The sequence below is a fragment of the Nitrospira sp. genome, assembly GCA_016873435.1.
Taxonomy (GTDB): Bacteria; Nitrospirota; Nitrospiria; order Nitrospirales; family Nitrospiraceae; genus VGXF01.
In genome coordinates this window covers 16,594-41,022 of record VGXF01000003.1, presented here as the reverse complement: position 1 = coordinate 41,022, position 24,429 = coordinate 16,594, and the positions used below count along the sequence as shown (strand labels likewise).

The following is a 24,429-nucleotide window of genomic DNA, read 5'->3' as shown; positions in this document are numbered from 1 at the left end:
CTAACGCCTACCCTCTTACCTTTCGTCGCACGATCTGCCAGACCGTATCTAGCTCGTCAGACTTCAGCAGCGCGTGAATGCCGATGTAGCCGGTCACGCTCAGACTGATGCCGCCCGTCAGTATGACCGTCTTGCCGATCCAGTCGCCTTCATGCGTCCAGGCCTCCGCACCTGAGACTCGGAGGCAGACTGCCACCAGCGGTACCGTTGCCAGCAGCGTGCGGAGAGCCGATTGCCCAACACTCAACCACGCCACTCCGCCCAGCCGCCGCGTCAGGATCGCCACGAGCAGGCCAACGTTGACCATGGAGGCCAACGCGGTGGCCAGCGCAAGCCCGGCGGCTTCGAGGTGATCCATCAAGAGAATGGAGAAGGCCAGGTTGGCCAGCACGGAGATGGCGGCCACCGCCGCTGGGGTGACCGTGTCCTGCAGTGAGTAAAAGGCCGCGACGATTATCCGCACGCCGGCGAAGGCCCAGAGCCCGACGGCGTAGCACAGCACCGCCGTGGCTGTAGCAGCGGTATCCGTCGCGGTGAACGACCCGTGCTCGAAAAACAGATGTACGATCGGCTGGCGCAGCAGGATCAGCCCCAGCATCGCCGGCAGGATGATGAATAGGATCATCCGTAGACCGAAGGTCAGCGTGACCCGCAATTCGTCCAGGGCACCGCGCGCCGCCTGTGCAGAGAGCGTCGGCAGAATGGCCGTGGCCAGCGCCACGCCGAAGATGCCGAGCGGAAATTGAATGAGCCGCATGCCATAGAACAGATAGGTCGGCCCCCCCGCAAAGAACGAGGCCAGGATCGTGCTGACCGTGATGTTGATTTGCGTGACGGAGAGGCCGAGCAGCGACGGAATCATGAGCGCACCGATGCGCTTGACGCCGGGATGCCGGGGGTTAAAGCGCCAGCCAAAGACCATCCCTCGAAATGCCAGCCCCGGCAATTGCATTGCGAACTGCGCCGCCCCGCCGGCCACCACGCCGATCGCCACGCCGATGATCGGCTCCGAGAAGGTTGGTGCGAGAAAGAGCGTACACCCGATGATGAACACATTGAAGAACACTGGCGAAAGAGCCGGCGCGGCGAAGGCGCGCAACGAATTGAGAATGCCCATGGCCAGCGCGGCCAGGCTGATGAATAAGAGATAGGGAAACATGATGCGGGTGAGCACGGTGGTCATGGCCAGCTTGTCGGGCTGGCTGTGGAAACCGGGCGCGAGCAGCCAGACGATGCTAGGCGCCGCGACGATGCCCAGGAGGGTGATAGCCGTGACGATCGTCAGCAGCGTCGTGAAGACGGCGCTGGCCAGCTCCCAGGCGTCTTTTTTATCGCGCAACGTGTGATATTCGGTGAAGACCGGAATGAAGGCCGATGACATCGAACCTTCGGCAAAGAGTTCACGGAGCAGGTTGGGAATGCGATAGGCAACGAAGAAGGCGTCAGCCGCGGCGGTCGCGCCGAAGAGGCGCGCCAGCACTATGTCGCGGATGAAGCCCAGAAGGCGACTGGCGAAGGTGGCCAGGCCGATCAGACCTGCGGATTTGACGACATGATGGTTCTCGGTGGACGGTGGACGCGGCAACTCAGGCGGGGGGGTCGGACCGGACATCGGCCGGATTGTAACTAAAGCGGCAGGGGGAGTCTACGGGCGCGGTCCGGGTCTGGTGTATCGTTGATGGGCTGACCGCCCCTCTTTAAACCAGGCCCGCGGCAGCAAAGAAAATTGGAAGTCTATTGAGGATCGATACCATTGTGATTGGATCATACGCTGGCATTGGAGATAAAGCGGTAGAAATTAATTCGACACCGTAACCGTTACGACAGGAGAAGTTCTTGGTGTGGGCTCCGTACGGGTTCCTAAAGCAGCCGTTCCATAAATGCTGCCGTACTGAGAATGACAGGCGCCGCCCCAAAAGAGGGGCAAAACAGTCAGCGCGAAAAACGCATTTGAAGCAAGTCACTTTTTCTTCTTCAATCGTGTGTAGTTCTCGCACCCTGCCTCATACATCTTGTCGCACGCTTTATCGTAATAATCCAGTGCGTCTGAGTTGCTTTGTCTGACGCCTTTCCCATATCCATATTCGTACATCGTACCAACTAAAATACACCCCGCTGCAAATCCTCCGTCGCACGCTTTGCGAAACAGCGCTACCGCCTGAAACGAATCTTGTGTGACGCCTGTGCCTTTTTCATACATCAGCCCCAGTAAGGTGCACCCTTCCGCATCGCCTCCGTCACACGCTTTACGATACACCGCTGCCGCCTGTATCGAGTCTTGTGTGACGCCTACGCTTTTTTCAAGTTTGTGCATCACACCCACACTGGTACACGCTGTCGCATCGCCTCGGTCGCATAGTGTTCTGAGATGTTTGACCGCGGGAGACTCTTCCGACCATGAGGCATTCGGAAAGCCACTCGCTGCGAATAGAGTAATGGCGAGAAGCAGATAACGAGGATTCATAGGTCACCCTCCAAGAAGAGTTTACGAGAAAACGAGCCGGGACAAGCATACAATAAAGGGGCTATTTGTAATTATTCTTCCGTCGCCAGTCCCACGGCGGGATGGGGTTGGCATCAATCCAGAGCCCGCGCTTGGCGTCCCGCGCTTGGCGTTCTAACTGTTTCAAAACTGCGTCGCTCTGTGCATACTTCTGGTACCACCAACAAAACCCCTGCCGAACTAATTCCTGATTGAGATTGCGTCCATCAGTAAGAGTAATCAGTCCAATGATGCGTTGGTACTTGTCCCGCCCAAAATCTGTGACTATCACTTCTTGCTTATCTGCAAGCCCCCTGGTGAACTCGGTCGCCTGTGGTCCCCAGGGTTGATCGGTTTCAGGGCAATCAATGCCGTTGAGGCGAATCTTTTGTAGGGACCCGTTGGCCGAGACCGTGACGGTATCCCCATCGTGAACGCTCGCCACGGTTGCTCGAAAAGTGGCCTCTGGTGTGACGGGAAGGGACGATGAGCGCGGAGCGGGCGTTGCACAAGCAACGATTCCTAGTGAGAGCAGTATGACTAAACTACAAGGGCGTATCATTGACGCATGGAGCCTCCGCACGCGAAGTGTTTGATTCTAAATTCAAAGGCTTGAAACGCTCACCCCTTGGATGATGGGGAGCTTTTGGGAAAGCCGGTTAGAATAGCCTGTGAGCGGAGTTCGAGCGGTACGGCTTCTTTTTCACGCCCCATCTGCCGCAGCAGCATGGCATGCTCATCGAGACTTCGGGCGACATCCGGATGGGATGGACCCTGGACCTTTTCGCGAATGGCAGTGATGCGGCCGAACAGCGGCTCGGCCTGCGCGAACCGGCTCTGGCTCGCATAGAGCTGTGCCAGATTTCTTAGCGTGAGCGCCGTCTCTAGATGTTCCGGGCCGAAGACCTTCTCCTTGATCGCCACGGCCCGGACCAGCAGCGGCTCCCCGTCGGCGTACTGGCCGTGCCGACGATAGAGCACGCCGAGATTGTTGAGCGTTGCCGCCACGTCCGGATGCGTCTCGCCATGAACCGCCTGATAGATCTTCAGCGCCCGGAGGTAGGCCGGCTCCGCTTCGGCATTCTTGTTCTGGGCCGCATAGGCCTGCGCCAGCGCGGACAGGGCCTGTGCGACCCGCTTGTCGTCAAATCCAAAGGCCTCCGCCTTGACCACAGCTGAGGAGAAAATCCGCTGTGCGTCGCTGTAGCGCGCCTGCTCGACGGCTTGCTGCCCGGCCACCATGGCCTCCTCCCACGACGGCTGGCTGCACCCCGCCAGAAGCAGCAGTGCACCCGTGACCGCGCGAAATTTTCCCTTGGTTTCCCCCATCCTGCGCGCCTACGATACTCCCATGGCCGACAACGCCCAGCCCGCACCTTCACTGACCGTCCGGCAACAGTTGATGCAGGTGCTGACCGGCGTACGCTATTCCGCCCGCGAACTGGCCGAACTGATCGGGGCGCCGGAACGGCAGATCGAAGAGCACCTGGTTCACGTCGTCCGCTCGCTCGCCAAAGACCGGACGCGCCGCTTTATGCTGGAGCCCTCCGTCTGCCACGACTGCGGGTTCGTCTTTCGCGACCGCATCCGCCTGACCACGCCCAGCCGCTGTCCCGTTTGCCACAGTGAAGGCGTGGCCTCGCCCCGATTCGGCATCGACCGGCGCACACCTTGAACAGCATTAGCACGGCGTCGAGCCCCGGAACGGTATCGGGCTCGGCACCCCGGGACGAATGGTTCCCGGCCCTCAAGTAGCCCCGCCATCTTTAGCGATCCTCGCGGGGTTTCTGCCCTTCCTGTTCAGCCCGTTCGCGCTTCCACCGGATCGTACACCAGAGCGCGTAGCCCTGCGCGAGCAGGCCGGTGACGATGAGGCCTTGGGCCGTTGGCAGCCAGCCCGACCCCGGGTCGTCCAGCCCCTGCATCCCCGCCATGAACCCTAACGCGATGGTCATGACGCCGACCACGCGGGCGATCGTCGCACTTTGTCTCAATTGCAAGATGGGATCGGACATGGTCCTTCTCGATGCCCTGCGACCGGAGATCAGCCGCCAGCCAGTGGTCGTCCCGCGCCGACCGGTGGAACTCAGGCCGATCCGTCAAAAAGGCCAGCTACAGCCGGACCGGAATGCGCTTGTGCGCCCAGTGGACGCCCATTGTACGCAGTCAAGAGCTCAAAGGCGAGCAAGACATGTCGACCTCACCGTGTTATGCTCCGTCTGGCGCCATGCCATTTGGACCGTGCCGCGCATGAAGATCGCCACCTACAACGTCAATTCAATCCGCAAGCGTGTGGACACGGTTCTTGCCTGGCTCGAGTCACACAAACCGGATGTCCTCTGCCTGCAGGAGACAAAGGTGCAGGACGCGGACTTTCCACTGCTCGCGCTGCAACCATCGGGATACCACATTGCCTTCCGCGGCATGAAAGCCTACAACGGCGTGGCCATCTTCAGCCGGGAGCAACCGGAGTCCGTCGCTTACGGACTGGACGTCGACAACGGGGATCCGGACGAATTCCGGCTCATTCGCGCGGTGATTCGCGGGGTCCCCATCGTTAACACTTACATTCCACAGGGCTTCGAGATCGATTCGCCCAAGTACCAGTACAAGCTCGCCTGGTACAAACGGCTGCGGAACTATTTCGCGAAACACCTATCCCCCAAAAAGCCGGCCATCTGGTGCGGAGACATGAACGTGGCGCCGGAGCCAGTGGACGTACACAGCCCGGACAAGCACCTCACCCACGTCTGCTTCCATGAAGATGTGCGAAACGCCTACAAGGAAACGGTGGGCTGGGGGTTCGTGGACGCGTACCGCAAACTCCATCCCAATACACAGCAATTCACGTTCTGGGACTACCGCGCACCCAATGCGCTGGAAAACAACCGCGGTTGGCGCATCGACCACATCCTGGCCACTGCACCTCTGGCCGAGAAATGCATGAAGGCCGGCGTGGACGTCGAACCGCGCAGACAGCCGAACGCCTCGGACCACACGTTTCTTTGGGCCGAATTCTCCGTCTAGTTTTCCCCGACCCGAAAGCTATATTGCCCGCCTGTCTTGCTGCATGACACCTTCTGCAAACCATCGCTTTGTTCGTCATGGCCCTGGCGCTCGTCATCGGCGCGTCGGGCTGGGACGCCGACACACGGGCCAGTTGCCCGGCGTGGGAACCCCGTGCGATCATGCGCCATGGCCAAACTGGAAGAGCTGTCCTTCGACAATACCTATGCCCGGCTGCCCAGCGCGTTCTACGCGAAAGTCGAACCGACCCCGCTGTCGAATCCACACCTCGTCAGCTTCAATCCAGATGCGGCCGCGTTGATCGATCTTGACCAGGACGAGGCGAAACGGCCCGAGTTCGCCGGGGTGTTCGGGGGCAATCTCTTGATCCCCGGCAGCGAGCCGGTGGCCATGATCTACTCAGGCCACCAGTTCGGGATCTTTGCCGGCCGGCTGGGCGATGGGCGGGCACTGCTGCTTGGAGAAGTTCGCAACAGCCGAGGCGAGAAGTGGGATTTACATCTGAAGGGCGCTGGGCACACGCCGTTCTCGCGCGACGGCGACGGCCGCGCCGTCCTGCGTTCCACGATTCGCGAATATCTTTGCGGCGAGGCCATGCACGGCCTCGGCATTCCGACGACGCGGTCGCTCTGCATTGTGGCGGGTGACGAAGCGGTATTGCGGGAGCGACCTGAGCCCGGCGCCATGTTGCTTCGTATGGCGCCCACACACGTGCGATTCGGATCGTTTCAGACCTTTTTCGCTTGGCGGCAGCCCGATCACGTCCGGCAACTCGCGGACTACGTGATCACCCAATTCTATCCGCATCTCGAGCAAGCCGACGAGAAGTACCCGCGCTTCTTTCGCGAGGTCGCCGCCCGCACCGCGCGGCTGATCGCCGGGTGGCAGGCCGTCGGCTGGGCACATGGCGTCATGAACAGCGACAACATGTCCATCGTCGGGCTCACGCTGGATTACGGTCCGTTCGGCTTTATGGACGCCTACGATCCGGGCTTCATCTGCAATCATTCCGATCACCATGGCCGGTATGCGTTCCGGAACCAGCCCGACATCGGCTACTTCAACCTGCGTTGCCTCGGTCAGGCGCTCTCGTCGCTGATCACGCCAGAGCAGGAGCAGGATACGCTGACGGCCTACGAAACCGCCTTCGCCGAACGGTACTTAGACTTGATGCGGGCGAAGCTGGGGCTGCAGGAGGCGAAGCTGGACGATGAGGTCCTGGTGGGCGACTTACTGCGCCTCCTGGCCGCGAGCCGATCGGATTACACGATCTTCTTCCGGACGCTGGGCGGATTTGCGAGTGGTCCGGACGAGCGAAATGAGACGCTCCGCGATTTCTTTCTGGATCGTGCAGGGTTTGATCGCTGGGCAGCTCGGTACAAAGCGCGCTTGCATACCGAGGGCAGCCGTGATGCGGAGCGTCGGCCCCGCATGGATCGGGCTAATCCCAAATATGTCCTGCGCAATTACCTGGCGCAGGTTGCCATCGAGCGGGCGTACCAGAGGGACTATGCCGAGATTGATCGTCTGCGTCAGCTCCTCGCGCGGCCCTTCGACCAACAGCCGGAAATGGAGGCCTACGCCGCGATACCGCCGGACTGGGCCAAGACCATCAGCGTCAGTTGCTCGTCCTGAGTCGGGTGACAAGAACGGCAGCGTGCAGAGGCCCGCTTCACTGCTAGCCGTTCGATGCTGGCCCGCGTGTGACACGTCCACGCACAGCGCCGTGTCACGGCGTCGAATACCACGCGGAAGGCTGCTGCTGCTAAGTGTTGAGCAACATTTTCGTTCCTTCTCCCGGTATAACTTTGATCGGGTCCGCAATGTTGCGAGAGGCTGACGGTGCGTGCAGCCCGGTCCGCTTGCTGATCCCGCCCCCGGTCGCCCTGCTTTCGAAGCGCGAGACGAACCTGTTATACTGCGGCCCTTGTTGGAGATGGAGTGAGTTGATGGCCGGGCAGACCCTCTTCGAAAAAATCTGGAACGCCCACGTCGTCCGCACGGAGCCGGATGGCACGACGCTGCTCTACATAGACCGGCAGCTCGTGCATGAAGTCACGTCCCCGCAGGCTTTCGAGGGACTGAAACTCGCGGGCCGCAAGCCGCGCCGTCCCGGCGCCACGCTCGCGGTGCCCGATCACAATGTCCCGACGACGAACCGAAAACTCGGCATCGCCGATCCTGTCAGCGCCAAGCAGATCCGGACGCTGGAAGAAAACTGCAAGGACTTCGGCATCACCATTTTTACGATGAGCGACGCCCGCCAGGGCATCGTCCACGTGATCGGGCCGGAGCAAGGCTTTACATTGCCCGGCATGACGATCGTCTGCGGCGATTCGCATACGTCCACTCACGGCGCCTTTGGCGCGCTGGCTTTTGGCATCGGCACAAGCGAGGTCGAGCATGTGCTGGCCACGCAATGCCTCTTACAGACAAAACCCAAGACGATGGAAATCCGCGTGGACGGAAAACTCTCTGAGCGCTGCTCGGCCAAGGATGTGATTCTCGCCATCATCGGCAAGATCGGCACGGCGGGCGGGACCGGCTACGTAATCGAATATACGGGCTCTGTCATTCGGGCGCTCTCCATGGAAGGCCGAATGACGCTCTGCAACATGTCCATCGAAGGTGGCGCCCGGGCTGGCATGGTGGCACCCGACGAGAAAACCGCCGCCTACGTCAAGGGACGACCTATGGCGCCGAAGGGCGACCTATGGGAAAAGGCCGTGGAAGCCTGGCGGGCGCTGCCGACGGATGCGGGCGCAACGTACGACGCGACGGTCGAGTTGAAAGCCGAACAGATCGCGCCGCAAGTCACGTGGGGAACCAGCCCCGGCATGGTCACCGGCGTGAACGAAAACGTCCCGGATCCCAAGACCATGCCCGACGAGAAATTGCGCAAGGCGACGGAGCGCGCGCTGGAGTATATGGGCCTTATGCCCAGCCAGCCGATCACACAAATCAATATCGATAAGGTCTTCATCGGCTCCTGTACCAACTCGCGCATTGAGGATTTACGCCTCGCGGCGAGCTTTGCAAAAGGTAAAAAGGTCGCAAAGAGCGTCCACGCGATGGTCGTGCCCGGCTCCGGTCTCGTGAAACAGCAGGCCGAGCAGGAAGGCCTGCACAGGATTTTCACGGACGCCGGCTTCGAATGGCGCGAGGCCGGCTGCAGCATGTGTTTGGCGATGAATGCCGACGTGCTCAAGCCCGGCGAGCGCTGCGCTTCGACGAGTAACCGAAACTTTGAAGGCCGGCAGGGGGCGGGCGGCCGCACGCATCTTGTGTCCCCCATCATGGCCGTGGCCGCCGCAGTGGAAGGACATTTCGTGGACATCAGAAATTGGAGCTAGCAAATTGTGAGCGTTGAATTGTTCATTTAGATTTCGGGAGCTCTCCGCGCAATTCAAAATTTTTATGCAGCCCTTTACCAAGCATACGGGCCTCGTCGCGCCGCTCGACCGGGTCAACGTGGACACGGACCAGATCATCCCCAAGCAGTTCTTGAAGACGATCAAGCGCACGGGCCTGCGCGAGGGGCTCTTCTACGACTGGCGCCGAAAAAAGGACGGTTCGCCCGACCCTGATTTCTTCCTGAACCAGGCACAATACGAAAACGCCACCATCTTATTGACTCGCGACAACTTCGGTTGCGGCTCCTCGCGCGAGCATGCACCATGGGCTCTGCTTGACCAGGGTTTCCGCTGTGTAATCGCGCCGAGCTTCGCGGATATCTTTTACAACAACTGTTTTCAGAATGGGATTCTCCCCGTCGTGCTGAAGGCCGATGAGGTGCAGGCACTCTTCAGCAGCGCGACGAAGGACGGCTACGCGCTAACGGTGGATCTGGCCGCGCAGGTGGTCGCCACGCCGCAAGGCGCGACGTATCATTTCGACGTCGACCCCTTCCGCAAAGACTGTCTCTATAAGGGGCTGGACGCGATCGGCCTGAGTCTCCAGTACGACGCGGCCATCGCTGCCTATGAGCAGACGCGCAAGGCCGGGGCCCCGTGGCTCTTTGCGGACATGTAAGCCGGAGGCCCGCGTGACGACGGACGCTCCTGCACCCCTTCCCGCCTGGCTCGCCGCTGTCAAAAAAATCCTACTGGCGCTGGTGATCGGGGCCCTCCTGCTGGCCGCAGTCTATCTGGCCATCGTCTTCAACTGGAGCTATTCGGATGGCGATCGAGCCGGCTACCTCCAGAAAATTTCCCGCAAGGGATGGCTGTGCAAGACCTATGAGGGCGAGCTGGCCATGACGACTGTCCCCGGCACGGCGCCGGTGATCTGGGCCTTCACCGTGCGCGACGAAGCCGTGGCCGGGCGGATGAACGCGCTCCTGAGTAAAAAAGTCATACTCCATTATCGCGAACTGCGGTTTCTTCCGACCGCCTGCTTCGGCGAGACGCCCTATTTCGTGGACGGAGTCACCGCGGCAGATTGATCTCGCATCTCACCGGAAAGGCTCGCCATGACAAAAACCGTCCAGGTCGCGTTCGCGGCGGTGGTGCTGCTCGGCGTCGGGGCCGTACTGTTCACCAACCTGTGGCTAGGCACGATCGTCAAAGCGGCGATCGAGCAAGCCGGCCCATCCATCACCAAAACCACCCTCAAGCTCGATGGCGTGAATATTTCGCCGCTGCGCGGGCTCGTCCAACTCAAGGGCCTGGAGGTCGGGAACCCGTCCGACTACAAATCGCCGACGGCCATTAAACTCGGCAACGTCCGTATCCACCTAAACGTCTTCTCGGTCCTCTCGAAGACCATCGTCATCGACGAAATCTGGATCGAGGCGCCGGAGATCACCGTGGAGGGCGGTCTCTTCAAGAACAATCTCCTGACGATCCAGGATACCGTGATGCGGGCGATCGCCAGCGGCGGTGCCCCGGCGGGCGGCGACAAGAAAGCGTCCGAACCGGCCTCGTCGTCGATTAGGATTCTCATCAAGGAATTCGCGGTCAAGGATGGGAAGGTGGCGGCACATTTCGTCGCGGGCCCCCTAAGCACGCAGGACCTGTCCATGGGGCTGCCCGACATCCACCTCACGGACATTGGCAAGGAAACCGACGGCGCCACGCTGGAACAGGTCGTCTCGGCCATCTTCTCAGCCATCACGCGCGCCACCACCGGCCCGGTCACCGAGTCGGCAAAGTCACCTGGCAAGAACGTAACGGACGCTGCGTCTGAGGCCGTGGAGGGGGGGAAGGAGCTGTTCAAATAAGGACGGTTCGGAGAAACGCGCCGAGTCTGTCCAGCACAAGTCCCGGTATTTCGTGCCCGCCCCGGAACCCTACCCAGTCGACGGACAGTCCCGCCTGCGTGAGCAGATCGCGTAATTGCTCGGCCGTGGAAAAAGGCAGGAGCGGATCAGCGTTGCCGTGGCTTTGAAAGAGTTTGAGGCCTTTGCGCTTGGGCATCAGCGGCGTCCATTCATCGGCCGCCAGCAATGTTCCTGACAGAAGAATGACTCCGGCGAGCGGCCTCGTGCTGCGCAGGGCCGTGTCGCAGGCCAGCATGGCGCCCTGCGAGAATCCGCTCAGCACGATCTGTTTCGTGCCCAGCTTCTGTTCGACTTCATCGAGCAGCGCGATGACTTTCTCGCGCGCTTCGTCCAGTCCGTTCGGCACGTCCCGCGAAAGATCTCGCGCCCGCCCGGCAGCGATTTCGCGTTGACGCTTCTGAATGTCTAGCATCCACCACGCTCGCCCGGAAGCACTCAATGGGCCGAACCCCGTCGGCAGTGAGAGCGGCGCCTCGGGGAAAATGAACCGCGTCCCCGCCGGCGCATCGATCTCCTGTCCGAGCGGTACCAGATCGTCGCCCGGTGCGCCCCAGCCGTGCAGTAGCACCACGGCCGGTCCGTTGCCACTGCCCCGGCCATCTCTGCCCCCAGTGATGCGGACCGTCAACCCACCAAACCGTTCGGTTTTCATCGTGCGGACTCGAGTTTCATGGGGCGCAGGGTGTAGGTGCCGCCTGGTTTAGCACGCGGCAGGCCGGCTTTGATGCACGTGCCCCGCCAGCGGTCGTTACCGTTTGAAAAACCCACCGCCAGCGCCACTTCGCATCCGCCGTCACAGTCGTTTTCTTTGAGAAGAAGCTTCAATACTTTATTTAACTCGTCACTGTAGCATAAAAAGCAATCATCTGCGTGTATTCTGTCTGCTCGCTAAACATATGCTGAGGTATCGGGGGGGCCCCAAGGACGAAAAGCGCAAAGGCTGCTCGCGGGTCTAAGCGAAAAAGCCATTGCCCCGCCCGCGCAGCCGCGTCGGTGGGTACAATGCTATAATCAAGCATGTCGCGATGGCTCCTCCCAATCATCTTCGCGCTCCTCGCCGTGGACGGCTCCGCGCAGGAGCCGCTTCAGCCCGCCGATCCACCGCCGGAAATCGAAGTGCCCATCACGCAGATGCGGTTCGACCATCCCGTGCGCATCGAAGGACGCGTACTCTATCCCGACACCTACGACGAGGCAATCTGGATTCAGTGGCTCCGGGTCCATGACGGCAAGCGGTGGCTGTCGATATCAGACGACCGGCAGTTCGTCGTCTACCCAGCCAACGAGAAAATGTGGCCGGCGCTCAAGGCCTTTCCAGCGGGCACGGTGATCCGCCTGACCATCCAGCGCGACAAAGACGGCAAGCGGCGCGTGTTGTTTCTGGAAGGTGCGTAACTAGCGGGTCAGCTTTCTGTAGCGGATACGGTGAGGCTGGTCGGCTTCCTTGCCGAGCCGTTTCCTGCGGTCGGCTTCGTACTCGGTGTAGTTCCCCTCGTACCAGACGACCTGGCTGTTGCCCTCAAACGCAAGGATGTGCGTAGCGATGCGGTCGAGGAACCAGCGATCGTGGCTGCTCACGACTGCGCAGCCGCCGAATTTCTCCAGGCCTTCTTCCAGCGCGCGCAGCGTGTTCACATCCAGATCGTTGGTCGGCTCGTCGAGGATGATGAGATTGGCGCCTTCCTTGAGCATGCGCGCGAGGTGCACGCGATTGCGTTCACCGCCTGAAAGGTCCTTCACTTTTTTCTGCTGCTCCGTGCCGCCGAAGTTGAACCGCCCGCAGTAGGCCCGCGCGTTGACCTCGACCTTCCCGAGCTTGAGCGTGTCCTGTCCGTCGGAGATCACTTCGAAGACGGTCTTGCTTGCATCCAGGGATCGGTCCTGGTCCACGTAGCCGAGCTTAACGGTCTCGCCGATGCGGAGCGTGCCGCTGCCCGGCTTTTCCTTCCCGACAATCATGCGGAAGAGCGTCGTCTTACCCGCGCCGTTGGGGCCGATGACACCGACGATGCCGCCCTTCGGCAGACTGAAGCTCAGCGTTTCAAAGAGCAGCTTGTCGCCGAAGGCCTTCGTCAGGTCTTTGGCTTCCACAACGATGTCGCCCAGGCGCGGGCCAGGCGGAATGTAGATTTCCAATTCCTGGACCTGTTGCTTCTGCTCCTGATTGACCAGTTCCTCGTACTTCGAGATGCGCGCCTTGCCCTTGGCGTGGCGGCCCTTGGGCGACATGCGGATCCATTCCAACTCACGCTCCAGCGTCTTGCGCCGCTGCGATTCCGCTTTTTCCTCCTTGGCCAGCCGCGCCTGCTTCTGCTCCAGCCAGGAGGAATAGTTCCCCTGGAAGGGGATGCCCTCGCCGCGATCCAGCTCGAGAATCCAGCCAGCGACGTTATCAAGAAAGTAGCGGTCATGTGTGACGGCAATGACCGTGCCTTTGTACTGCTGGAGATGTTGCTCAAGCCACTGGACCGATTCGGCGTCCAGATGGTTAGTCGGCTCGTCGAGCAAGAGGATATCCGGTTCCTGAATCAGCAGGCGGCAAAGCGCTACGCGGCGGCGCTCGCCGCCAGACAGTGTATCAACTTTTGCATCGGACGGCGGACAGCGCAAGGCGTCCATCGCCACTTCGAGCTCATGCTCTAATTCCCAACCGTTGGCCGCTTCGATTTTCTCCTGAAGGCTGCCCTGCTTTTCGAGCAGCTTGTCCATCTCGTCTGGCTTGCAGTCGCCCAGCTTGTTGCTGACGGCCTCGTACTCCTTGAGCAGCGTCGTGATCTCGTGCTTGCCCTCCTCAACCACTTCCTTGACCGTCTTGCCCTTCGTCAGTTGCGGCTCCTGTTCGAGCAGGCCGGTCGTGTAGCCCTTCGACATCGTGACTTCACCGAGATAGTCCTTGTCCACGCCGGCGATGATCTTGAGCAGCGAGCTCTTGCCTGAGCCGTTCAATCCGAGCACGCCGATCTTGGCGCCGTAATAAAAGGAGAGATAGATATCTTTGAGGACCTGCCGCTTCGGCGGGTAGACCTTCCCGACGTTGATGAGGGAGAAAATAATCTGTTTATCGTTCGTAGCCATGGAACTCCTTAATAAAGGTCAAAAGTCGTCAAGTTCAGTGGGTCATAAAGTCCGAAGTTGATTTCGACTTGAAGACTTGATGACTTTGTGACCGTATGCAAGCGCGTTTTGTGGTACACCATCAAGTGAAGGAGAAGCAAGCATGATCACCCCTGGCCGTTATCAGCACTATAAAGGCAAGGACTACGAGGTCATCGGCTGTGCCAGGCACAGCGAGACGGAGGAGGAGCTTGTCGTTTACCGCGCGCTCTATGGCGAGCGCGGGCTCTGGGTGCGGCCTAAGAAGTTGTTTCTGGAAACGGTCACGGTAAACGGACTATCCGTGCCGCGGTTCCGGCTGGTGAAGGATTAGTGCGTGGTTGATTCTTCCCTCGCGCACCGCGCTTCCCCCTGGCGGGCGCTGGCCCATCGCAACTTCGTCTGCTTTTTCGTCGGCCACGGCCTCTCACTCTGCGGCACCTGGATGCAGTCCATGGCGCAGGCCTGGCTCGTCTACCGGCTAACTGGCTCGCCGCTGCTACTGGGGGTAACGGAATTTCTGTCGCGCGGGCCGATCCTCCTATTCGCTCCGCTGGGCGGCGTGCTGGCGGACCGCTGGCCGCGCCACCGCCTCATGATTTTGACGCAATCTCTTTTCATGGCCCAGGCAACCGCGCTCGCCGCGCTCACATTAAGCGGTCTGGTCACAATCTGGTGGATTCTCGGGCTGGCGCTGGCGCAGGGCCTGATCAGCGCGCTGGAGGTGCCGACGCGCCAAACCTTTTTGACCGATCTGGTGCCGAAACGCGACATTCCTTCCGCCATTGGTATGAATTCGTCCATCTTCAACGCATCGCGCATCATCGGTCCCTCGATCGCTGGCGTCGTCGTCAGCACGGCGGGCGAGGGTTATTGCTTTCTGGTCAACGCGGCCAGCTTTCTGATTGTGTTGGCCGGCCTTGCGTTGATCCGCGTGAAACAAACACGGAGTGAGCATCCGGCCGGCGCCCTCGGATTGCTCCGAGAAGGGTTGTCCTACGCTTGGCGCACGCCGCATGTGCGCGCGCTGCTCATGCTCGCGAGCCTTATTAGCATTGCCTCGATGCCCTATGCGACGTTGCTGCCCGTCTTTGCACGGGACATCTTGCGGATCGGCCCAGACGGTCTCGGCTGGCTCATGGCGGCGACGGGAGCCGGCGCGCTCACCGCGGCCCTGCTCCTGGCCCGGCGAAGCAGAATACAGGAGCTGGGAACACCCATTGCCTTGTCGGTGGCCGGATTCGGCGTGGGCCTGCTAGCGCTAGCGAGCAGTTCAATCCTATGGGTGTCGTTGGCGGCGCTCTACGCGATTGGCTTCGGGATGGTCAGCAGTCTCGCCGGTTGTAATACGCTCTTGCAGTCGCTGGCACCGGACCGAATGAGAGGACGGATCGTCAGTCTTTACACAACCGCGTCGTTAGGGCTGACGGTCTTCAGCAGTTTGCTGGCGGGATCTGGGGCGACCTGGTTTGGTGCGCCGGTTGTCGTGGCGGCCGGCGGGCTGCTGACGATCGGTGCGGCGGCCTGGTTCTGGTCAGTGCTCCCGGCCATCCGCCCCCACATGCACGCATACAAGCTGCTTCCCGAGGACGAGCTGCCTGCTACATGAACTCCCATTTCGAAAACGTCGCCGCCTGCCCGACCTGTTCTCCTTCTATTCCGACCACATTCCAGACCATCGCCTGTTCGACGAGAAATCTTTTCCCACTACCCGAAATCCGCACGCCCTTGTAATTGTCGATGAAGCCTTTTTCTTGCGCCTGCGCGAGCATGCGCGCCCGTTGCGCCTGGTTGACTGGTTCGGCCGTGAGGCGCGACGGGGTGTGTGTGAATTGTTCCCACTCCATCTCCCATAATTCCAGTGCCGCCTTGTTGCCATATTTGAGGACGGGGTCTGCTTCTATGCCGTGTGACACCACGACGAACGGAGCGTGATAGAGCGCTTTCGCCTGTTCTTCCGGGCTCCCCTTCCGCTCGATCAGCTCACGCCCCAGCCAGTGCCGGAAGCTATTCAGGAGCAGCTGGTTCCCGTTGATGACAGCCGGATCGGTCCACGGGTCGACGGTTTTCATGGTCTTGTCTTCCGAATCTTGATTCTCTACAATGGGCCGCCTTGGGAGGGTCACCGTGAACGAAAAGGGCTTGCGGTTCGAGCGCATCGGCACCGACCGCCACTACAACATCGTCCTGCACATCGGCAGTACCTACGTACCGGTGAGCGATGACACGCTTGAAGCCTTGAAAGCCCAGACCCTCTTGCCAGCCGAACGGTTTCTCGACGTCCTAGTCGACAAGATCGGCTACTCGTCTTATTTAAAGGAACAGATCCGCGGCGAGCTCGCGGTCAACGGCGACCCCCACACGCAGATCACCGTGCTTCAAGGCACGATTCGCGATCTGTAAGCCTTCGGGATCGCATTGGCTCCCGGTCCTCTGTGAGGCGCGTTCTGCTTGTGCCTCATGCAGGCGAACATCGGCCTACGCCGGCTTTCGAAATACGCCCCCCCGGTCAGGTCAAGGCCACGGTTGAGGGGAAGGTCTGGGAAGACCTTCCGAATTGGCCTTCCGTGACCTCAGCCGTAACCTGTCTTCACACATCCCACGTCCCACCGATTTTAAACAGGTGGGCGAGAATCGCGTTCTTCTTGGACTGGTCCTTCTCGAACTTGAGCGCTTTCGCGAAATGCTCCATTGCCAGCGTGCCCTTGCCGCGGTCCGCATAGAGCATTGCCACGCCATGATAGGCCCCGGCATCCTCCGGATCGAACTTGAGCGACTTACTAAAGGCCTCCAGCGCCTCCTGTTTCCGCCCTTTATTGTAGGCGATCCAGCCGAGCGCCGTGTGGGCCAGTGCGAAGTCGGGCTTGACTTGAATCGCCGCCTCGTATTCCTTGAGCGCCAGATCCATTCGATTACGCGTTTCATAAAGGCCCCCGAGCGCGAAATGAATCTCCGCATCGTCCGGATTGAGCCGCAACGCCTCCTGATATTCCTTGAGCGCCGGTTCCTGCTTGCCCTGCTCGGCCAGCGCGCAGGCCAGATTGGCGTGGGCGTTGGCGTCGTTTGGTGTGAGCTTGAGCACCTCGCGGAACTGCGGGATCGCCATCTCCAGATTGTCCTGTCCCTGATACGCCACGCCCAAATTGGTGCGCGCCGCGATGTAGGCGGGATCGAGCTTGACCGCCTCGCGATAGGACTTGATCGCCATCTCGGGTCGGTCGGCCCGCTCATGAATCTGCGCAAGGAAAAAATGAGGGTAGGGCGACTTGGGCGCGAGCTGGGCGGCTTTCTTGTAATGCTCAACCGACTGCTCGGACTGCCCGCCCTGCGCCAGGAACAACCCCAGCACGAGCTGGATATGGCCGTCCTCCGTCCGTGCCGCAGCCATCGCCTCAACCCACTCGCGCACTTTCGTGAGATCCTCCCCCTCCTGAAGAAACTGTGCGTGGACCTTCCAGGCCGCCGCAAACTCGCCACGGATCAGGTGCACGACATTGAGCGCGAAGGCCGGGCGCGGATCGCGCTTGGCGGTGCGCTGCAGCGACTGCATCCACAGTGTCGCGTCGCGAACCACGGTGGCCCAGTCGCCCCGCACGATCGCGTCTTGAATACTGGTGGTGAGATCGGTCATGCGGCACGCTACCGCACGAGGCTGTCTTCGATGTCCGGAGGCGTGGCGGCTATTTCTCCGCCCAGGTAGGGATATTTTCTAGCGAGCTGCTGCTTCATCTGCCAGGCGATCATGCGGTAGGACCAGTGGCCTTTGACCCCGGAGCGCAGCTTCGAAAGATATTCTACCTCGGCGTAATCCATTTTAAAGAGGCAGCGCACTTTGAAGCCGAAGGGGAGCGCATAGAGCGCCGCTTCCTGACTGGCCTTGCGGAGCCGTTCGATATCATCCTTCACCGCGGTCATCGCGGCGCGATAATCCTCGTCAAGACCGGCCTCGCCCAGCACGGGCGGAACGTCGTATCCGTGCACCGTCGTGAAATTCTGCTGCACCTGCTGGCAACGGCGGTGCCGATGCATGTCGCGCCAGCCGCCGATGTCCATTAGGATGTCGAACACAAACGCATACCCGCTGCGAAATTCGCGGATCAGCTCGTCGTAGGGACCGCGCTTGCGAAAGCCGACTTCGATCGTTTCCTGTTTCTGCTTCTCCGACCAGTCTTTCACAACGGCGAGAATCTTTCGATAAGGGGCCTGGCTCGCGCGGTACAAAAGCGTAGCGGCCAGTTCGTCGAGAGGATGGTGCGCGTCGATCAGCTCCACTGGTTCGACCGTGCCCCATGCGCCCGGCTCATCCAATCCGGTTCCCTTGAGCACGTCCTTTGCATGCTTGGCCAGGTCCACATAGACCGACGCCTGGTATTCATTCGCCCGCGCGTGCCGGGCCAGCGTGCGCGCCAGCGGATCCACCGGAGCAGCCTGCCCACAGAGCTCGCCCCAGATGTTCATGGGCGGTTTCTGGCAGGCATCCTTCAAATCGTCCCCGATCATCTGCAACTCCGGCAGTTGCGAGGAGAGCAGCCGCGTGATCTGTTTCTCCAGCGTGCGGATGCTGACGACCTGGCCGACGTTCGTGCGGACCGCCAGCGGCAGCAGGTAGCGCGTGACGTCGAAGGCGCGCGCAGCGATTGCGCGATCGTAGTCGGCTTCTTTCATGTCCGCCGGTTTCGGATTTTTGCTTGCGATGAATTTTTTTAAGGGGTCGTGTAACTGCGCATAGCAGGAAAAGAGGCTGCTGAGGATGCCGCGATAGTGGGCTTCCGTTTCTGTGCCACGGATCGCATTCGGCGCGTAGCAGCCGCTGGGGCCAAAATTTTGATACCGGCTCGACTTCGCCTGTCCGTCCCAGAGCGGTTCATCCTCGAGCCGGATTGCGGCCAGTTCCGAAATGTTCTCGAAGCAAATGGTGACATGGCCTAGATCCGCGATCGAGGCGTGGCCGTAGGCGAAGTAGAACTGCTCCCAGAATTTTTCCGACGAATGGGCGTGGACCCAGCGCAGGCTGTCCTCAATGGAATCTGCCGAGCGGCTGTAGCGCGCCAGCGCGTAGGCGGATTTCTCCGGCGGCAGGGGTGCGACCGCGATCACTCGTCTGGCTGGTCCGTCGTGTGTCATCGTTGTCGTTGTGACTGCGCCGCACTATACCCCCGGCTTTGGGACGGCGCAAGCGGCCGGCCCCGGCATTGGTCAGTTGTGATTCGTCATTCGCAAGAACTGAATCGAGGTATTTTCGGCGTCCCAAATGACGGGTAACGGATGACGATTGACGTCTTCTGCCCGCGTTGACTTGCCCTGGACCCGCCGTTATAGTCGCGCCATGATTCGCGGCATCAAGGGCGTGAAGGATATTCTTCCCGACGAGATCGGTCGCTGGCAGTTTATCGAGTCCGTTGCCCGCCGCCTCGCGGAGACCTACGGATTCCGGGAAATCCGTGTTCCAACTTTCGAGGTGACGGAGCTTTTCGCGCGGAGCATCGGCGCCAGTACGGACATTGTCGAAAAGGAAATGTACACGTTCGCGGACCGGGACGGGACCTCGCTCACGCTCCGGCCCGAAGCAACGGCTGGGGTGGCCCGCGCCTACATCGAGCACAACCTGACCGCCTCCCCGACCGCGCAGAAGCTCTATTACTTCGGGCCGATGTTCCGCCACGAGCGCCCGCAGGCCGGGCGGCTGCGGCAGTTTCACCAGTTCGGCGTCGAGTCGTTCGGCTGCGCGGATCCAGCGGCGGACGTCGAGGTGATCGCGCTGCTTTGGCGGTTCTTTGCGGCGCTGGGGCTCCCGGATCTCACCCTGGAAATCAACAGCCTGGGCGAGACCGGCGACCGTCCGGCGTATAAGACGGCCCTCGTGGAATTTTTGAAACAGCACACGGAGAATCTCTGCCCGAACTGCCGCCGCCGCATGGAGGCCAATCCGCTGCGAGTCCTGGACTGCAAGGTGCCGGCGTGCCGGACCGCCACAGAAGGCGCGCCCAAACTTACGGACCACCTGTCTGCGCCTGCGCGGACACATTTCGACGAAGTGCTGGTCGGGTTGAAGGTGCTCGACATTCCCTATGTGTTGAATCCGCGCCTCGTACGCGGGCTGGACTATTACACGCTCACAACCTTTGAGGTGACGACGACGCACTTGGGCGCGCAGAACGCGATCGGAGCCGGCGGGCGCTATGACGGGCTAATGGAAACGCTGGGAGGGCCGAAAACCTCGGCCGTGGGCTTTGCCGTTGGGCTAGAACGGATCGCGCTGGCGCTTTCCGACAAGCCCGGTTCCGCTCCTCCGAAGCTGGTCTATGTGGCAGGGTTTGGCGCGCAAGGCCGGGCTGCCGGGCTGCGTCTTCTCTACGAATTGCGCGCGCTTGGAGTTCGGGCCGATTCGGATTTCCGGGCCTTGACATTGAAAGCCCATATGAAGCAGGCCGATCGTCTGGGCGCAACGCTGACGGCAATTGCCGGTGATGACGAAGCTGCCAAGTGTATTGTTTTGATTCGGGACATGAGCACGAAAGAACAAGCCGAATTTCCTCTCTCATCCGCTTCACAAAATCTCTCCGTGCGACTCAACTCGGCATAAAATAAGCACAAAAATATACGTTTTTACCTGTTGACTTTTTTGGTTGAAAACGGTACGTTTGCGCGTCCTTCTAAGCAATTATAACGCGTTGTTTTTGCTGCTATTTTTATCTTTACTCTTCTTGTGATTTTTGATGGAAAAAAAGAGGCTCGGCGTACTTCTTTCCACACCTCCTTCGGGCCCCGATGTTGATACTGTGGCCGGGCTCTGCCGGGAAGCCATAAAGTCCAATATTGACGTCTACTTGTACTTGATTGACGAGGGGGTTAGGAACCTGAACGATGAGCGTTTAATTGGGTTGTCTGGCTCTGGGGCGAAGTTTTTTGTCTGCGCTTATGGGTGCCAGCAGCATGGCGTGGCGACAGATGCACTGGCTCCCGGCGTGACGCTGTGCGGGTTGGTCGTGCTGTCGAATATCATCAACGGCTGCGACCGGTTCGTGTCGTTTAACTGACCGCGGGAGCCTCCGGGGATTCATGTCTCCCAGTGTTATCGTCGTGATCCGGCAGGATCCTCGGAAGACGCATCGCCCGGTGGAGGCGCTCCGGATCGCGCTGGGGTTAAGTACGGGAGAAAATCCTTTGAAGGTGGTGCTGCTGGGTGAGGCTCCCTTATTGCTGGCCGAGGAGCCCGGGGACGATATTGTTGACGTGGAGATACTTGAAAAGTATCTCCCCTCCTTAAAGCATCTCGAAATTCCGTTTCTGGTTCCGGTTGGGAGTATTACGCGGTTTGGGATGGATTCTGATTTTTGTTTGACCGAATCCTCCTTGGAGGCCATCCGTTCGAGCGTGGTGGCTTCCGATCGGGTTTTGGTGTTCTGAGCGTCTTTGGGGAAACCAGAATGAGAAAGACTTTATATATTGTCCGTGGGGCTTTTGATCAAGATATTCTTCCGTCCGCCGAGTCTGCCCAGGAGGAAGCCTCCCTCTTGCTCATTCAGGACGGTGTAAACCAACCAGGTGGCACTTTTGATCGTGTCTTTGCTTTATCTAATGACGCACCGGCCAGGAGTAGTTCGTCTTCTCTCCCTACTGTTTCCTATCAGGGCATGCTGCGCATGATTTTTGAGGCCGATACGGTGACGGTATTGTCACTATCCTCAATCCTTATTTCTGGATTGGTTGCGTAGATGAAGAAAGATAGCCGGAGTAGGAAGGGATAGGAGTAATGGTTGTGAATATGTGGAAACAGGAGTTGAACGAAGCACCGGTGCGCAGTTCTGATTACGCGATCATGTGTAGAGAGAAGTGAAGAGGCTTCTGATTAGGCGTGAAGAGGGCTTCAGTAATCTGTGGATAAAGTAGAGAAGGTGGGTAGATCAAGGAGTAAAAGAAGGCACGAAACTCAAATTTTGTAATAAGCCATCACACTACCACATATTGGTTGATATGATTACAAGTGACAAGATATATGGTGTTTCTAAACATTTATTCTTATTCACAGGTGTTAATAAATCTGTGAATACAGAAGGAGATGGAGTATGAGTTTAAACTCCGTATGGGAGCGGGCCTTGGTGTACATCGAAACCAAGGTTTCAAAGCAGGTTTTCGAGACCTGGTTCACGCCGACCAGGCTTAAGGGAATCGAGAATTCGTCCGCTCAGATCGAGGTCCCGAACAAATTCTTTGGCCAATGGCTAATGGAACACCACAAAGGACTTCTGTCTGAGGCCTTGGCGGCGGCTCAAAACGGGCCGCCCTTGTCCGTAGCGTTCGTGACCACTGAAAACACGGCCATGAAGGCAGCGGAAGGACGGGCTTCGACAGCACGAGTCGTCCCAGCCAGTCGGGCACGGCGCGCCTCGCCCATGAACCCAAAGTACACGTTCAAGAACTTCGTCGTGGGCGCCAGCAACCAGTTCGCCCATGCGGCCTGTCTAGCTGTCGCGGAATCCCCGGCCCAGGCGTACAACCCGCTCTTCCTGTACGGGGGCGTGGGACTCGGCAAGACGCACCTGCTCAACGCGATCGGCAACCACATCGCCGAGACCACCGATCTCCGCATTGCCTATGTGACAACCGAGCAATTCACCAACGAAGTGATCAACTCCATCCGCTACGACAAGATGATGGATCTCCGGAAGCGGTTCCGGAACATCGACATGCTCTTGATCGACGATGTGCAGTTCCTGGCCGGTAAGGAGCGCACGCAGGAGGAATTCTTCCATACCTTCAACACGCTCTATGAGGCCCGCAAGCAGATCGTACTCTCCAGCGACCGCTCACCCAAGGAAATCGCCAACACCGAGGAACGCCTGCAGTCGCGGTTCGGCTGGGGCTTGATCGCAGACCTGCAGCCGCCCGACGTGGAGACCCGCATCGCCATTCTTCGCAAGAAGTCGGACGACGAAGGCATCGTGCTCCCCGACGAAGTCATCCAATTCCTCGCGGCTAACATGAAGAGCAACATCCGTGAGCTGGAAGGCTCCCTGGTGCGGCTCGGGGCCTATGCCTCGCTGACCGGACAGCCGGTCGCGCTGGACATGGCCAGGAACGTGCTGCGGGACCTGATCGGCGAAAAAAAGAAGATCGTCTCGATGGACGACATCGAGGCAATCGTGGCCAACCGGTTCCACGTGAAGATTTCCGATATGAAGTCCCGGCGCCGAAGCAAGACACTGGTCTATCCGAGGCAGATCGCCATGTATCTCTGCCGCGAGCTGACCGACGCCTCCTTCCCGGAGATCGGCCAGCACTTCGGCGGCAAGGACCACACGACGATCATTCACGCGTGCAAGCAGATTTCCAAAGCCAGGGCCGCGGACAGCACGGTGAACGCCACGCTTGAGAGTCTGAAAGAGCAGATCACAAAGGGGTAACCCGATGAAACTGCGAATCGCGCGAACGGAGTTGCTGACGGGCTTGCAGCGGGTGCAGGGCGTGGTGGAGAAGCGCAACACAATGCCGATTCTCTCCAACATCCTGCTCGAAGCCAAGGCCGACGGCGTGGATATCATCGCGACCGACCTCGAGCTGGGCATGCGCGGCCTCTACAAGGCGACCGTGAAGGAGCCGGGCTCCATCACCCTCTCCGCCCGCAAGGTGTACGAGATTCTCAAGGAACTGCCGGACGGCGAGATCGAGCTGACCGTGGGGGCCAACAACTGGGCGACCATCCAATCGGGCAAGAGCCAGTTCAAGGTCGTGGGCCTGCCCAGCACGGAGTATCCTGCCCTGCCGGCGATTGAGCGCGAGGGGCTGACGCCGCTCTCGGGCGCGGGCCTGGCCAATCTCATCAGGAAGACGCTGTTCGCCGTCGGTGACAACGACGCGCGCTATATCCTCAACGGCCTGCTTATCACGCTGACCGTCTCGGATAAAAAGACGACGCTGCGGCTCGTCGGCACCGATGGGCACCGCCTGGCCGTGGCCGATCAGGAAACAAGTCAGCCCGCCGGCAAGGAGGGCCCCAAGGAGATCAAGGCGATTATTCCAAAGAAGGCGGCGCTGGAGATGCGGCACCTGCTCGAAGAGGGCAACGGCGAGCCGCTCATTGGCTTTACCAAAAACCTAATGATCTTCCGCAAAAGCGGCCTGCTTCTCACATCGAGGCTGATGGAGGGGACCTATCCCAACTATCAGCAGGTCATCCCCAAGGAAAAGGAGACGGACAAGCGCATCTCCGTTTCCAAGCCCGACCTGGAGGGCGCGCTGCGCCGCGTGGCAGTTCTCTCCCGCGACAAGACCAATGCCGTCAAAGTGACCTTCGCGTCGGGCAAGATCACGCTCTTTTCGAGCAACCCGGATTTCGGCGAGGCTACCGAGGAGCTCCCCGCCCAGTACAAGGGCGAGGCGCTCACAACCGGCTTCAATGCGCGGTACCTGCTGGACGTTTTGGGCGTCGTGGATGGCGAATCCGTGACGATGCAGATGGACGCGCCGCTGAGTCCCTGTTTAATCCGCGAGCCGGGCAACGCCGGCTTCACCTGTGTCGTGATGCCGGTGAAGGTGTAGGAGCTGC

At 60.0% G+C, this 24,429-nt stretch carries 27 protein-coding genes; 17 read left to right on the top strand and 10 right to left on the bottom strand.

What is annotated here, in order from left to right; genetic code table 11:
• Positions 1–7: 7 nt before the first annotated feature.
• The 4 genes from murJ to FJ248_03050 all read right to left on the bottom strand — a co-directional run bounded on the left by murJ (position 8) and on the right by FJ248_03050 (position 3,811).
• The gene (gene murJ, locus FJ248_03065; GenBank protein ID MBM4119868.1) at positions 8–1,612 is read right to left on the bottom strand and encodes a murein biosynthesis integral membrane protein MurJ; all 1,605 of its coding nucleotides are present in this window, start codon (positions 1,610–1,612) and stop codon (positions 8–10) included.
• 348 nt (positions 1,613–1,960) lie between these two features.
• A complete protein-coding gene (locus FJ248_03060; GenBank protein MBM4119867.1) occupies positions 1,961–2,464 on the bottom strand; it encodes a sel1 repeat family protein in 504 nt (167 codons plus the stop codon).
• Between the two features lie 61 nt (positions 2,465–2,525).
• Complete coding sequence (locus FJ248_03055; protein ID MBM4119866.1) at positions 2,526–3,044, bottom strand: nuclease; 519 nt, start codon at positions 3,042–3,044, stop codon at positions 2,526–2,528.
• A 59-nt stretch (positions 3,045–3,103) separates the two neighbouring features.
• The gene (locus FJ248_03050) at positions 3,104–3,811 is read right to left on the bottom strand and encodes a tetratricopeptide repeat-containing protein (protein MBM4119865.1); all 708 of its coding nucleotides are present in this window, start codon (positions 3,809–3,811) and stop codon (positions 3,104–3,106) included.
• A 22-nt stretch (positions 3,812–3,833) separates the two neighbouring features.
• Here FJ248_03050 and FJ248_03045 point away from each other — a divergent pair, with 22 nt between their 5' ends.
• Entirely contained in the window at positions 3,834–4,157 is a 324-nt protein-coding gene (locus FJ248_03045) for a transcriptional regulator (protein ID MBM4119864.1), read from the top strand.
• Positions 4,158–4,248: 91 nt separating this feature from the next.
• Here the strand turns inward: FJ248_03045 and FJ248_03040 are convergent, their stop codons facing one another.
• Positions 4,249–4,497 carry a hypothetical protein gene (locus tag FJ248_03040; protein ID MBM4119863.1) on the bottom strand — a complete coding sequence of 83 codons (249 nt, stop codon included), beginning with the start codon at positions 4,495–4,497 and terminating at the stop codon, positions 4,249–4,251.
• 235 nt (positions 4,498–4,732) lie between these two features.
• Here FJ248_03040 and xth point away from each other — a divergent pair, with 235 nt between their 5' ends.
• The 6 genes from xth (at position 4,733) to FJ248_03010 (ending at position 10,730) form a co-directional block, all read left to right on the top strand.
• On the top strand, positions 4,733–5,509 hold the full coding sequence (gene xth, locus FJ248_03035; GenBank protein ID MBM4119862.1) for an exodeoxyribonuclease III: 777 nt from the start codon (positions 4,733–4,735) through the stop codon (positions 5,507–5,509).
• Positions 5,510–5,677: 168 nt separating this feature from the next.
• Positions 5,678–7,144 (top strand): YdiU family protein, encoded by a 1,467-nt coding sequence (locus FJ248_03030; GenBank protein MBM4119861.1) that lies wholly within the window; start codon positions 5,678–5,680, stop codon positions 7,142–7,144.
• A 314-nt stretch (positions 7,145–7,458) separates the two neighbouring features.
• The gene (gene leuC, locus FJ248_03025) at positions 7,459–8,862 is read left to right on the top strand and encodes a 3-isopropylmalate dehydratase large subunit (protein MBM4119860.1); all 1,404 of its coding nucleotides are present in this window, start codon (positions 7,459–7,461) and stop codon (positions 8,860–8,862) included.
• Positions 8,863–8,926: 64 nt separating this feature from the next.
• Complete coding sequence (gene leuD / locus FJ248_03020) at positions 8,927–9,541, top strand: 3-isopropylmalate dehydratase small subunit (GenBank protein ID MBM4119859.1); 615 nt, start codon at positions 8,927–8,929, stop codon at positions 9,539–9,541.
• A gap of 13 nt (positions 9,542–9,554) precedes the next feature.
• Positions 9,555–9,953 (top strand): hypothetical protein, encoded by a 399-nt coding sequence (locus FJ248_03015; protein MBM4119858.1) that lies wholly within the window; start codon positions 9,555–9,557, stop codon positions 9,951–9,953.
• 27 nt (positions 9,954–9,980) lie between these two features.
• Positions 9,981–10,730, top strand: a complete 750-nt coding sequence (locus FJ248_03010) for a hypothetical protein (GenBank protein ID MBM4119857.1) — start codon at positions 9,981–9,983, stop codon at positions 10,728–10,730.
• Here the strand turns inward: FJ248_03010 and FJ248_03005 are convergent.
• Positions 10,723–11,442 carry an esterase gene (locus FJ248_03005; protein ID MBM4119856.1) on the bottom strand — a complete coding sequence of 240 codons (720 nt, stop codon included), beginning with the start codon at positions 11,440–11,442 and terminating at the stop codon, positions 10,723–10,725. The two genes, FJ248_03010 and FJ248_03005, sit on opposite strands and share 8 nt — an antisense overlap.
• 365 nt (positions 11,443–11,807) lie before the next feature.
• On the opposite strand from FJ248_03005, the gene FJ248_03000 reads away from it, so the two are divergent.
• On the top strand, positions 11,808–12,185 hold the full coding sequence (locus tag FJ248_03000; GenBank protein ID MBM4119855.1) for a hypothetical protein: 378 nt from the start codon (positions 11,808–11,810) through the stop codon (positions 12,183–12,185).
• Here the strand turns inward: FJ248_03000 and ettA are convergent, their stop codons facing one another.
• The gene (gene ettA, locus FJ248_02995) at positions 12,186–13,865 is read right to left on the bottom strand and encodes an energy-dependent translational throttle protein EttA (protein ID MBM4119854.1); all 1,680 of its coding nucleotides are present in this window, start codon (positions 13,863–13,865) and stop codon (positions 12,186–12,188) included.
• Positions 13,866–14,010: 145 nt separating this feature from the next.
• Between ettA and FJ248_02990 the strand changes: the two genes are divergently transcribed.
• Complete coding sequence (locus tag FJ248_02990; GenBank protein ID MBM4119853.1) at positions 14,011–14,217, top strand: DUF1653 domain-containing protein; 207 nt, start codon at positions 14,011–14,013, stop codon at positions 14,215–14,217.
• Positions 14,218–14,220: 3 nt separating this feature from the next.
• Positions 14,221–15,492, top strand: a complete 1,272-nt coding sequence (locus tag FJ248_02985; protein ID MBM4119852.1) for an MFS transporter — start codon at positions 14,221–14,223, stop codon at positions 15,490–15,492.
• On the opposite strand, the gene FJ248_02980 is transcribed toward FJ248_02985, so the two are convergent.
• Complete coding sequence (locus tag FJ248_02980) at positions 15,485–15,955, bottom strand: MEKHLA domain-containing protein (protein ID MBM4119851.1); 471 nt, start codon at positions 15,953–15,955, stop codon at positions 15,485–15,487. The genes FJ248_02985 and FJ248_02980 overlap by 8 nt on opposite strands.
• Positions 15,956–16,010: 55 nt before the next feature.
• Between FJ248_02980 and FJ248_02975 the strand changes: the two genes are divergently transcribed.
• Positions 16,011–16,286, top strand: coding sequence for a hypothetical protein (locus FJ248_02975; protein ID MBM4119850.1), 276 nt, complete (start codon positions 16,011–16,013; stop codon positions 16,284–16,286).
• A 187-nt stretch (positions 16,287–16,473) separates the two neighbouring features.
• Here FJ248_02975 and FJ248_02970 read toward each other — a convergent pair whose 3' ends face one another.
• A complete protein-coding gene (locus FJ248_02970) occupies positions 16,474–17,514 on the bottom strand; it encodes a tetratricopeptide repeat protein (protein ID MBM4119849.1) in 1,041 nt (346 codons plus the stop codon).
• An 8-nt stretch (positions 17,515–17,522) separates the two neighbouring features.
• Complete coding sequence (locus FJ248_02965; protein ID MBM4119848.1) at positions 17,523–19,007, bottom strand: alternative thymidylate synthase-like protein; 1,485 nt, start codon at positions 19,005–19,007, stop codon at positions 17,523–17,525.
• A 202-nt stretch (positions 19,008–19,209) separates the two neighbouring features.
• Between FJ248_02965 and FJ248_02960 the strand changes: the two genes are divergently transcribed.
• From FJ248_02960 to dnaN, 6 genes are all read left to right on the top strand, one after another.
• The gene (locus FJ248_02960) at positions 19,210–20,466 is read left to right on the top strand and encodes a histidine--tRNA ligase (protein ID MBM4119847.1); all 1,257 of its coding nucleotides are present in this window, start codon (positions 19,210–19,212) and stop codon (positions 20,464–20,466) included.
• Positions 20,467–20,599: 133 nt separating this feature from the next.
• The gene (locus tag FJ248_02955) at positions 20,600–20,920 is read left to right on the top strand and encodes a DsrE family protein (GenBank protein MBM4119846.1); all 321 of its coding nucleotides are present in this window, start codon (positions 20,600–20,602) and stop codon (positions 20,918–20,920) included.
• Positions 20,921–20,942: 22 nt separating this feature from the next.
• Positions 20,943–21,290: a DsrE family protein gene (locus FJ248_02950; GenBank protein MBM4119845.1), complete on the top strand. Its 348-nt coding sequence runs from the start codon at positions 20,943–20,945 to the stop codon at positions 21,288–21,290.
• A 20-nt stretch (positions 21,291–21,310) separates the two neighbouring features.
• Entirely contained in the window at positions 21,311–21,598 is a 288-nt protein-coding gene (locus FJ248_02945; protein MBM4119844.1) for a hypothetical protein, read from the top strand.
• A 351-nt stretch (positions 21,599–21,949) separates the two neighbouring features.
• Complete coding sequence (gene dnaA, locus FJ248_02940) at positions 21,950–23,287, top strand: chromosomal replication initiator protein DnaA (protein ID MBM4119843.1); 1,338 nt, start codon at positions 21,950–21,952, stop codon at positions 23,285–23,287.
• A 4-nt stretch (positions 23,288–23,291) separates the two neighbouring features.
• The gene (dnaN, locus tag FJ248_02935) at positions 23,292–24,422 is read left to right on the top strand and encodes a DNA polymerase III subunit beta (GenBank protein ID MBM4119842.1); all 1,131 of its coding nucleotides are present in this window, start codon (positions 23,292–23,294) and stop codon (positions 24,420–24,422) included.
• Positions 24,423–24,429 lie beyond the last annotated feature (7 nt).